Below are 10434 nucleotides of genomic sequence, written 5' to 3' on the forward strand. Positions count from 1 at the left end.
CCAACTGAGCTACAACCGCCCAACTCATCCCCCAGCCGTTCGCCTGCTGGGGTGAGGCGGGGTTTACGCACAGCCATCGCCGTCGTCAATAGGCCATGAGAAGTTTTTGACAAGAAAACGACGAATGGGTCGGTGCGGCGCCTTCCGCACAGTGTTTTCAGTACCTTACGAGAAGTCGCCGCGCGGAATCCGCGAGATCTGGCCAAGTCGATCCGAGGGCTGACCGATATAGGCCGACACATTTCCGTCGGCGTGCCGCTGGAACGATATCTGGTCCAGGGGCAGCACGACCTGTCGCTGACCAAGCCCCCAGAAACCGCCCATGCTGACGATCGCGGTGCCTGCGGCGGGGTTCAGCCGGTCGATCCGCCCGATGGACACGTCATCGGCCGCGACGATCGGCATCCCGCGCACCCCCGCATCCAGCGCGTCGCGCAGATCGACAAGCACATTGTTCTGGCGCAGCGCGATGTCGTTGACATCGGACGAGGCGACAAGCGTGGCGGGGGCAATCTCGTAGGGGGTCTGCTGGGCGAATGCGCCACTTGCGGCGGCGGTGGTGGCAATGGCTGCGAGGAAAAGTCGAGCGGTCATCCGGGATCTCCATATGCTGCGCTTGGCTTCCTGATGCGCCTTCAACCCCCTTCGGCGCGGATCGTTCCCCGATTGCGCGGATGACTGATCCGACCGCCGCAAACGGGTTCCGGCACCCCGGTGGTCATGGGACCCGATATGGGCAGCCCCCGCATGACCCGCACCGCAAGCCAACCGAAGGCCTGCGCCTCGAGCATGTCGCCATCAAGGCCCGCATCCTCGACCGGGCGGACCGCCAACGGCAGCGCATCCCCAAGCGCCCGCATGATGGCCCGGTTGTGCCGCCCCCCGCCGCAGACGAGGATCGCCGCCGGCATCCGGGGCAGCCAGCGCATCGCGGCCCCGACCGAACCTGCCACTGCGGCAACCAGCGTTGCCGCCGCATCCGCATCGCCCAGACCCCTCACCGCGCGCGACAGATCCGCGAAGCGGTCCCGGTCCAGCGATTTGGGCGGGGCGCGATCGAAGAACGGATCGGCCAGGAACCGCGCCACGATCCCCTCGTCCACCGAGCCCGAGGCCGCAAGGGCGCCCCCCTCGTCCCGGCTGCGATGCAGGCGGGTGCGGATCAGGTCGTTGATCGGGGCGTTGGCGGGGCCGGTATCGAAGGCAAGGCAGGCGCCCTCGGCCTCGGGGGCGGCTAGCCGCGTATCGACCCAGCTGATGTTGCCCACCCCGCCCAGGTTCAGGAAGGCCACCGGGCCGCGTTCCAGACGCCCCTGCCCCACGGCCCAATCCGCACAGGCCCAATGAAAGAAGGGCACCAGGGGCGCACCCTCGCCGCCGCGGCGCACGTCCTCGGTCCGAAAATCCCACACGACGGGGCGGCCGGTCACCTGCGCAAGCCGCGCCCCCGACCCCGCTTGATGCGTCCCGCGGCCTCCCGGATCATGCGCGAAGGTCTGCCCGTGATACCCCAGAAGCTGCGCCTCGGGGAAATCCGCGGCAAGCTGGGCATGGGCGGCCTCGGACAGGGCCGCGCCCTCGGACACGCCATCCTCGCCCTGCCACTTGCCCAGAAGCGAATGCAGCAGGCCGGATTCGTTGTCGCCATAGGCGCGAAAACCGCTGCGCCCGAATTCCTCGATGCGGATGCCGTCCGTCGTGATCAGCGCCGCATCCACCCCGTCGAGCGAGGTGCCCGACATCATTCCCAACGCCGTGATCATCGCGCCTTCCCCTTTTATCGCAGCCCCTGTATATCGCCCGGCAAAAGAAGGATGAAGCCCATGACCTACCAGCCCAAATCCGACTTCCTGCGCATCATGTCCGAGCGCGGCTATCTGGCCGACTGCACGGATTACGAGGCGCTGGACAAGGCTTTGCTCGAAGGTCCGGTCACGGCCTATATCGGCTATGACGCGACGGCGGCCAGCCTTCACGTGGGTCACCTGCTGAACATCATGATGCTGCGCTGGTTCCAGAAGACCGGCAACCGCCCCATCACCCTGATGGGTGGCGGCACCACGAAGGTCGGCGATCCGTCCTTCCGCTCCGAGGAACGCCCGCTGCTGGACGATGCGGCGATCCAGTCGAATATCGACCGGCTGCAGACCGTCTTCGCGCAATACCTGCAATATGGCGATGACGGCGCGCTGATGCTGAACAATGCCGAATGGCTGGACGGCCTGAACTATCTGACCTTCCTGCGCGATATCGGGCGGCATTTCAGCGTGAACCGCATGCTGTCCTTCGAATCGGTGAAATCGCGCCTGGACCGCGAACAGTCGCTGAGCTTCCTCGAATTCAACTACATGATCCTGCAGGCCTACGATTTCCTGGAATTGAACCGCCGCTATGGTTGCCGGTTGCAGATGGGCGGCTCGGACCAGTGGGGCAACATCGTGAACGGGATCGACCTGACCCGCCGCGTGGACGACCGCCTGATCTGGGGCCTGACCTCGCCGTTGCTGTCCACCTCGGACGGGCGCAAGATGGGGAAATCGGCGGGCGGTGCCGTCTGGCTGTCCTCGGACATGCTGTCGCCCTATGAATTCTGGCAGTTCTGGCGCAACACGACCGATGCCGATGTCGGGCGGTTCCTCAAGCTCTATACCGAGCTGCCGGTCGAGGAATGCGAACGCCTGGGCGCGCTGCAGGGGTCCGAGATTAACGAGGCCAAGGTCCTGCTGGCGAACGAGGTCACGACCCTGCTGCACGGGGCCGAGGCCGCGGCATCGGCCATGGAAACCGCGCGCAAGGTCTTCGAGGAAGGCGGCGCCGGCGGCGATCTGGAAATCGCGACCCTGCCTGCCGACACGCAGGACGGGCTGGGTATCGTGCAGGCGCTGGCGCAATCGGGGATCGTGGCCAGCGGCAAGGAGGCCAAGCGCCTGATCGCCGAAGGCGGTCTGCGCGTCGACAACGCTGCCGTGACCGATCCGCAGATGACGCTGACCCGCGATGCGCTGGCTGCGGGCATCAAGATTTCGGTCGGCAAGAAGAAGCACCGGATGCTGAAGCTGGCCTGAGCCAGACGCAACCCTGCCATGCAACCGCCCCTTCCATGCGAGGGGGCGGTTTAACTTTGTCCGGGCGGTCAATATATGCCCCGCCGAGAGAGGGATGACCCCCAACCCCCGGAGACCATGAAATGTCGAAAGACGAAAAGACCACCAGCATCGCCGCCCGCAAGCGCAGCAACGAGGCCGACGCCGTTCTGGACCAGATGTTCGGCTATTTCGCGCGCGAGGACATGCCCCGCGCCGTCATCAGCGAGTTCGACGCCCACAAGGCCGCCTGAACCCGCAGGCTGCAACGGTGAGATGGGGCCCCGCGGGGCCCCTTTTCATTCGGCCTCGGCCACTGCGATCCGGGCCATTTCCATGATCGCATCGCGACTGTCCGCCACCGCGATAAAGCGGGCATTGTGACAGAATTTCGCGCCGCTGACGCCAGCGGCCTCTTCCAGCGCGTGATCGGTCAGCCCCGCCCATGAGGTCGGCAGATCCGCCCGCAACGCAAAGCCGTCATCCTCCAGCCGGATGCCGTTCAGCGCCCAGTCGCCCCCGTCGCGCGGATGCACCACGAACAGCAGGTGGTCCGCACCCGATGCGATCACGGCCTTGCGATAGGGCATGCCCTGGGGCAGTTCCAGCACGCGCCCCTCGCCCGCCTGCACGATGGCATCGCGAACGATCCCGGCCGCACGCCTGCGCGACGCCTTGCGCGCGATGGATGCCTCGACGAAGGCGCGCGCGATCACCAGCGCCCAGTTGAAGGCGCGGTCGTCGGCATCCTGCGCCGGATCGTCGAAGACGGGTTTCAGGCTTTCCAGCAGCATGGGCAATGTCAGCCCCGACAGCGGGCCCGCCACCGACGGGCTGAGCGCGCCGTTGTCCAGCAGGTCGATCGGCAACACGAAATCGCGGTCGAAGCTGGCATGGATGTCCGCGATATCACCCTCGGGAATGCCCGAGAGCCGCAGGTAATCCCGGCCGTAATGCCGCCATACCAGCCCGAAGGAACTGAAGGGCTGACCGTCATCGCGCAGCGGCGCGTCCTTCTGATGGTGGTCGAAGATGCCGCGCTCGGCGTCGTAATCGCGCCCGACATCATAGATGATGCGCCCGCAGCCCGGCTCGATCCACTGCGCGGACCGGGTGCGGATCAGCTCGGCCATCGGGAACAGCCGCGTCAGCACGACCGAGGACAGAAGCTCGTCCGCGTGGAAGCCGCCGTTATGGGTGACCAGGTGGGTGATGCTCATAGTATGATTTCCGTAAAACGAAATGACCGCCCATCGGGCGGTCAACGGCGGGCAGGGCTTGGGGCGGCCAAGGGTGTGGCTTCGAACATAGTTAGCGCCGAGAATAGCGAATTATATCGCAGCTACAATGGTCCTCGATGATCTCGGACCAAAGGTTCTTTCAGCTAGGGGCAAAGCTCTCTCCGCGCGACTAATCTGGCGAAGAAAAAAGGGCCCGCATACGCGGACCCTATGGAACAGACATTTGGTAAGGCGTCGTAATTCTACGTGGGGACGCTTGATTGCGCTCCCGGCTTCCGCGCAGCAGCAAAGCTGGAACTGCTGACCCGAACAGAGTGAAGGCGGGCATCTCCTCGAAGACGAAAAGCCTCAACCCTTCCTTCGAGAACAGCCTTCGTCAATTCAGTGGTTCGACCGCCATGACGTTGGCAGGTCTCCGCGATGGACAGCACATCCTCGTGCGAAGTATCGTCGAGGACCGGTAGCTCGGCGATGCGTTCGAGCAGTTCGTCCAAGACACGACGTGCGAATATTATTCGCCGCACGGCGCCCGGGGCGTCGGCAGGGATGAGAGGCGACAAGATCCCGGCCCGATACAAGGCAAGCGCCTGGCTGTGACTGCACCCGATGTAGTCGGACACATGGGCGAGCGGGACTGCGGTCTCGTAATCGCGGACAAGCTGCTCCACCTCCTCTACGGGGAAGACAAGACGCCCAGTTTCACCGTCCGTGGCCCCCGGGGGCACCAGGCCCAGCTTCTGCAACAGACGGGACATGCGCCGCCGGTTGACCTTCAGGGTAGTCGAGAGACTGATCACCGAATGCAAGCGCCTCTCGGTTACCGGCTTGCCCAGCAACCTTTCCCCTGGCGCATAGGCATCGTGGTTCAGGATGTGATTACGCAGGATGTCTCGAACCGGCCCGGGATCGATCAGCTGCGACCGACGATCCAGCCAATCGTATAAGGATCCATACATCGCCAAAGGGCCGGCATGAACGGCAGTGGCCGAAGCGGCATCCCGGATTTCACCAAGAGCTGCATAGACCGCTTCGGTCCCTTGCTCATAGATACCGAAACCTCGTTCCAGCGCAGTGTTCCGCTCCAGCCGGCGCAGCTGACCCAGACGGACACAATGCCCGTGCACGAGGATCGCCCCGAGCATCTCGGAGGCATTCAGGACCTGCTCGATGCTCTGGCCATCCAACCATTCGGACCAAGACAAGGACATCAGGCGTCCGTGAAGCCAAGACACGTGTCGCCCAACCCCGACGGAACATGTCGACGCGTCGGCTGCAGCCAGCCCACCGGCACTCGTGACCGCGTCGTGGATGGACGAAAGCTTCCCCCGCTGGACTTCTACCAAGGAAGTGTGGTGTCGCAGGCAGACAGGGACCGGCAGGAAACACCAGATGATCCTGTGCCTCCATTCGGCCGGCGGCCCATCCTCGCGCAGGCACCGGGGGCAGAACTGCCGCACCTGGGATGACAATACGCCCCTCGAGAAGTTTTCCCCGCGGAAAGTATTGTGAGAGGAAAGCGCGCGGACGCTTCCTTTCTGCAGAAGGTCAATCTGCTCGCCTACGGCAGTGGCGAAGCTGGTCAGTTCCTCCGGATGCCCGGCAGCGAAACCAGGAAGGCTCACTCCGCAATCCTGAAGCAGGCGCGCCGAACCCTGTCCAGTATGGAAGAAGGATAGGCGTGAGGCATAGGATTGCACGGTCTCAACGGGATCGTAGGGAACGCGAGGCGTAATCGCTCTCATCAGCAACCACGCTCTTCGAGAAGCCTGCGCAGGTCCGGCCACGCGACGCAATCAAACGGGCCAGGCCCACTTTCATCGCCGCCGTCCAGAACCCACGTTCTGCGAGCATCCTCGTTGCTGACAGCCGGCCCTCGATTGATCAGCGCGCGACGGATGGTCTTCTTGGCGAACAGGATCGACCGCCCCAAGCCACCCTTCTGAGAGAACACGATGCGTTCCGCAAAGGACGGATCATCCGGAAGCGCCAAGTCCAGCCTGTCACAGCATGCCGATATGAAGCGTTTCAGCCGCTGCAAATCGCCACCATCTCCTAGAACGGGCCGGAGACGCTGGCGCAGACAATAGCGGCGGAACGTCTCCGGATCCGATGCGACGCGCTCTTCGAGCTGTGGCACGCCGGACAGGATGACGGCGACTGCCCCCTCTCCCTGCAGCAGGTTCTTCAGTGTCTGGAGGGCGCCCGCTGCGTCGCGCCCCGCCCCTCCACGGAGCAGGTGATGCGCCTCATCGATCCAAAGCAATCCGATCTCGAACTTCTTGAGACGGTGACGAACCGTCGTCCAGGCCTCGTGGGCTTTCGTGCGCTCGGAGATCCGGCCATATCCAGTGGCGGCCGCAATATCGAATGCAAGGCTCTTGATCGTGGCTTCCGGCGATACGGTAATATGGAGATAGTTGCCCGACGTGCCATCCTTCATTTCCACGAAGCCGGGCAAGGCCAACAGGTTACGCTGGATCATCACGGACTTGCCGTCTCCGGATGCACCGATGACCTGCATGCCACGGGTTTCTCCGTTCAGAGGATCACGGATGGCGATCGGCAGCAACGCCCCCTCCGAGCCGACCTGGAGGATGTCGCGCAGGCACTCCTGAAACTCGTCGTCGCGCGCATTCTTGAGATAGCGGGCCTCCAACCAAGCAAGACGGCCGGGAAGGTCGTGCGGCACGGAAAGCGTCGTATGAAAGGTATGCTCGGTCATCTGGCTCATTCCATAAGGTCTTCATCGTCTCCGGTGAGAACCGGGGCGGCAGGCGCAGGGGCGTCCAGCTTGGCCATTCGCGACGGGAAGCTGTCAACTTCCGCTGCCGGGCCGGACGGGTCTATCACGCCGTCGAACAGGTCCAGGTATTCGGGCGCGTCGAAGTCGCGCTCGGCCGTGGACATGAACCGCATGAAATCTGCCTCATAGCGGTCGTAGGTCCCGTCAGTGACAATGGTCGGCAGCAACCCCCGCAGGACCTTCCCTCGATGAGCGGCTGCATCCAGATCAGCCAGAGCCCGCGCCTTCACGGCATCTGAGCGGTCGCGCTCGCCGTCAAGCTTGTGCCGAACCATCATGAGGTCGTCGAATGATTTACCGATCCACATGCGATCCGCCGCCGTCACATTCATCCAGCGGTCCTGTGCGACCTTGACGGAAATCGTGCCGATGTCATGAGGCCACCATGCTACCTCCAGTTCTTTCGGCCGATTGGATGACGCGTAGAAGAACCTCATCAGCTCATCTGTCTGATACCGGATGTGCATCATCGTGATCCCGGAGGGACCGAGGCTGCGGGACCGGCGGATCCCGAAGACCTTGCGCAGTTCCTCGCGCGAGACTGCCTGAAGGCACGAGGGATTCTGGGATTGCTTCCACGCCTTCGCAGGCGTGTGCCCAAGAAGGCCATCATGCGCCGTATTGTGATAGATATCGACGATCCACCGCACGAGCCAGTGCAGAAATTCGTCGAGGGTCAAGGATACACGAGCGGCTGGGTCGTTCTCTCCGCGGGCAACCACATTGCTGAAAGTGCGCCCCGCAAACCGCTGGGCAAAGCCGAGATGAATGGTCTTGAAGAGCCGCTCGACGAAGGGTCGAAGCCAGGGCTTCCTGGCGGGTGCGCCGAGGTTTACGATACCAAGGGCTGCGAGCAGGTCATAAACTTCGTCACCGACGTAGTTCGGGCCTCGGTCCAGCACGATCATCTCTGGACGGCCGTGCATATCCCATGCCTCGAGCGCTCCAACGGCATCGGCGATAGGCGTCTTGTCCATGAAGATCATCTCGACGGTGTCGCGCAGGAGCGACGTCGTCTCACCTGCCGCGATCTGCATGCCGACAATACAGCGGGTATGGACGTCGATCGCCGCGGAAAGGGTGACGCGCCGTGTAGACCCATCCAGCCCGAGCATCGTCCGCTCCTCAGCGCGCAGCCAGTCCCACACGCCAAGCCCCCTCAGGATAACCATGAGGTCGAAGGTATATTCGTCGATCTCGACCCGCTCGAGCGCTCGGCTGGTCTTCACTCCGACGCCCAGAGCATGCATGTCGCGATATGCGACCTTCAACCCGCGTGTTCGAACTGCATGGTCAAGCGGGGCGAGAGCGTTGATCGCATTGCGAACGTAATCGTATCCCGGAATGGTGAGGAGCCGACCGGGCGGATTGGTCGACGCAGCTTTTTCGTTCTGAACCTTGAAGACTGCCTTGACGCTATCCACGATGGACTGGATCGAGCAGCGCTCTTCGTCCAGCCGCTGCCTGATAACCGACCAGGCAAGCGCCTGCTCAGCCTCGGTATAGCGGGTGCTGCGGTTTCCGGACCGGGCATACTCGTCGAACAAAGCGTTCTGGCCGCCTCGCCGAAAAGCACAATACCACCGATGAATGATGGCGGCAGACTTCGGCGCAGATGACTGCTTCCCCAGATTCACACTGGCTCCACCTCGCCTACCTAATGCGCCAGCCGCCTTCTTGAGATACCGAACGTAATAGGTCGTGCCGAGACCGATGAGCATGTCGCCGCGTTCGATGAAGCCCGCCCGAGTCTCATCCATGTCGCCATCGGAAACCATCTGCTGTGCCGCCGAAACGTAGCAGTAACGATACTTCATTCGCGCGATCTCATCCTGCGTGCGATGGCTCCGATCACGCTCCCCTTCGGCCGATGCAGCGAGAGGGCGGCGGACGATACTCAACTTGCCGTGGAGATCGTAGCGGCAGAAATCCTCGTTCATCACGGTGTCGGAGATTGCCGGGAAAACCTCACCGGTTTCGGGATCAACGAACTCATCCCAGACAACGAGACAAGAACTTGCACGAAGCTGAGCAACCTGGCCGCGGCGATTGTTCAGTTCGAAGACTGCGCCCTCTTCGACCGGAACATGCCCTGAAGCGACAAGCTGACTGCCACCCGCCCTCATGCCGCTGCCCTCGGATCGTTCGCGGCGACAAGCGCATGGAGCTCGATGCGCTCTTTTCGAAGAAGCTTCAGGCCACCGCGCTGAATGGTTCGCGCGATACCAAAAAGGGTGACCCCATCATGACGTCCCTGCGTCATCAAATCTTCGATCACGACGGGCGCCCGGAGACGGGAAGCCAAGCGATCGATGATCCGATCCTCTTCCTGAACCGGTCGCCGCGCGGCATGAAACAACTGGGCATTCCAGAACTCTACCGGATGGATATGCCGTTCAGTCACGACAGTCAGTCGATCCACGACGTCGGGGACCGCCGCGGCTGCAATCGCCCTTACATTTGCAACGAAAGCCGGCTGCTCCGCCCTGTGGGACGGCTTAACAACCATCCCGAGGCGGATACCTCCCTCGAAGGTCGCCCGATAATCGAGGTAATGATAACCGATATCGCCATCCGGCCGACGGAAGGAGATCGGCGCGATCTGCTCCTCCAGATCGACGAACCTCGGACGGTAAACGGTGCACAGCGCCACCTTGAACTCGAGCAGGCTTTCGAAGCGGACACGCCGCGGATGCTCGACGCCGAAGACGAACTCGCCGACGAAATGGCCCTGTGAGGACTTCGGAATGGCGCGCGCTGCGCGACTGCCCGCCGGGTCGGGCAGATGAAACATGGAAGCCGTAAGCTTCATAGGGGTGATTCCCTTAAAGTAATTGGTGCCAGCCCTGCTCCGGCGACCGGTGCAGGCTGGAACAGGACAAAGTTGCAGGGAATGCCGACGGAACCACTTGCGCTCTTCTAACGAGAGCCTACCTTGTTGGTCGATTCTACGGGTTTACCCGTCGACTTTCCGCCCGGCCTCGTGCCGGGCTTTTTTTCTGACATCGTGCTTTCGTTGATGACCTCGTGTGGCAGTTGATGTTGCCCTACTGATTCCGAGTCTTCTCGAAAGATGGAAGCCTCTTGACGGGAGTTATCCACAATCGCGTTCGAAAGAATCGCCCCACAAACATCTGAAATTGTGTAATATTTTTTCGCAAACAACGAGGGTGCGTGCGGTTCGAGGTCTGAATGTGCTGGGTTTTCTTGCCTTCGTCACCTGCCGGTGAATGCAGCGGCCAAGCAAGTCGCGTGGTTTTCGCAAGTTGGCGAAATGCGGGCGTCTTGTGACCTGCCCCCTGCGGGT

The 10434-nt window shown here is 62.6% G+C and carries 9 protein-coding genes and 1 pseudogene; 2 read left to right on the forward strand and 8 right to left on the reverse strand.

The window, feature by feature from the left end:
* Nucleotides 1-165 precede the first annotated feature (165 nt).
* Both KO490_RS14680 and KO490_RS14685 read right to left on the reverse strand, forming a co-directional pair.
* Nucleotides 166-594: a hypothetical protein gene (locus tag KO490_RS14680; protein ID WP_216020126.1), complete on the reverse strand. Its 429-nt coding sequence runs from the start codon at nt 592-594 to the stop codon at nt 166-168.
* Between the two features lie 41 nt (nt 595-635).
* On the reverse strand, nt 636-1763 hold the full coding sequence (locus tag KO490_RS14685) for an anhydro-N-acetylmuramic acid kinase (protein ID WP_216020127.1): 1128 nt from the start codon (nt 1761-1763) through the stop codon (nt 636-638).
* A 60-nt stretch (nt 1764-1823) separates the two neighbouring features.
* Between KO490_RS14685 and tyrS the strand changes: the two genes are divergently transcribed.
* Both tyrS and KO490_RS14695 read left to right on the forward strand, forming a co-directional pair.
* Nucleotides 1824-3065 carry a tyrosine--tRNA ligase gene (tyrS, locus tag KO490_RS14690; RefSeq protein ID WP_216020128.1) on the forward strand — a complete coding sequence of 414 codons (1242 nt, stop codon included), beginning with the start codon at nt 1824-1826 and terminating at the stop codon, nt 3063-3065.
* A 122-nt stretch (nt 3066-3187) separates the two neighbouring features.
* The gene (locus tag KO490_RS14695; RefSeq protein WP_216020129.1) at nt 3188-3337 is read left to right on the forward strand and encodes a hypothetical protein; all 150 of its coding nucleotides are present in this window, start codon (nt 3188-3190) and stop codon (nt 3335-3337) included.
* A gap of 45 nt (nt 3338-3382) precedes the next feature.
* Here KO490_RS14695 and KO490_RS14700 read toward each other — a convergent pair whose 3' ends face one another.
* From KO490_RS14700 to KO490_RS14720, 6 genes and pseudogenes are all read right to left on the reverse strand, one after another.
* Entirely contained in the window at nt 3383-4303 is a 921-nt protein-coding gene (locus tag KO490_RS14700) for an MYG1 family protein (protein ID WP_216020130.1), read from the reverse strand.
* Between the two features lie 263 nt (nt 4304-4566).
* Nucleotides 4567-5532: a hypothetical protein gene (locus KO490_RS16490; RefSeq protein ID WP_252727195.1), complete on the reverse strand. Its 966-nt coding sequence runs from the start codon at nt 5530-5532 to the stop codon at nt 4567-4569.
* Between the two features lie 144 nt (nt 5533-5676).
* Nucleotides 5677-6066: pseudogene (locus tag KO490_RS16695) on the reverse strand (TniQ family protein); the annotation flags it as partial.
* Nucleotides 6066-7046, reverse strand: a complete 981-nt coding sequence (locus KO490_RS14710; protein ID WP_216020132.1) for an ATP-binding protein — start codon at nt 7044-7046, stop codon at nt 6066-6068. The gene KO490_RS14710 and the pseudogene KO490_RS16695, both read right to left, overlap by 1 nt.
* A 5-nt stretch (nt 7047-7051) precedes the next feature.
* Nucleotides 7052-9253: a DDE-type integrase/transposase/recombinase gene (locus KO490_RS14715; protein WP_216020133.1), complete on the reverse strand. Its 2202-nt coding sequence runs from the start codon at nt 9251-9253 to the stop codon at nt 7052-7054.
* Nucleotides 9250-9939 (reverse strand): hypothetical protein, encoded by a 690-nt coding sequence (locus KO490_RS14720; RefSeq protein WP_216020134.1) that lies wholly within the window; start codon nt 9937-9939, stop codon nt 9250-9252. Before KO490_RS14720 ends, KO490_RS14715 begins: the two co-directional genes overlap by 4 nt.
* Nucleotides 9940-10434: the final 495 nt, after the last annotated feature.

It is taken from the genome of Paracoccus sp. C2R09, from assembly GCF_018860625.1.
In the GTDB taxonomy this organism is placed as follows: Bacteria; Pseudomonadota; Alphaproteobacteria; order Rhodobacterales; family Rhodobacteraceae; genus Paracoccus.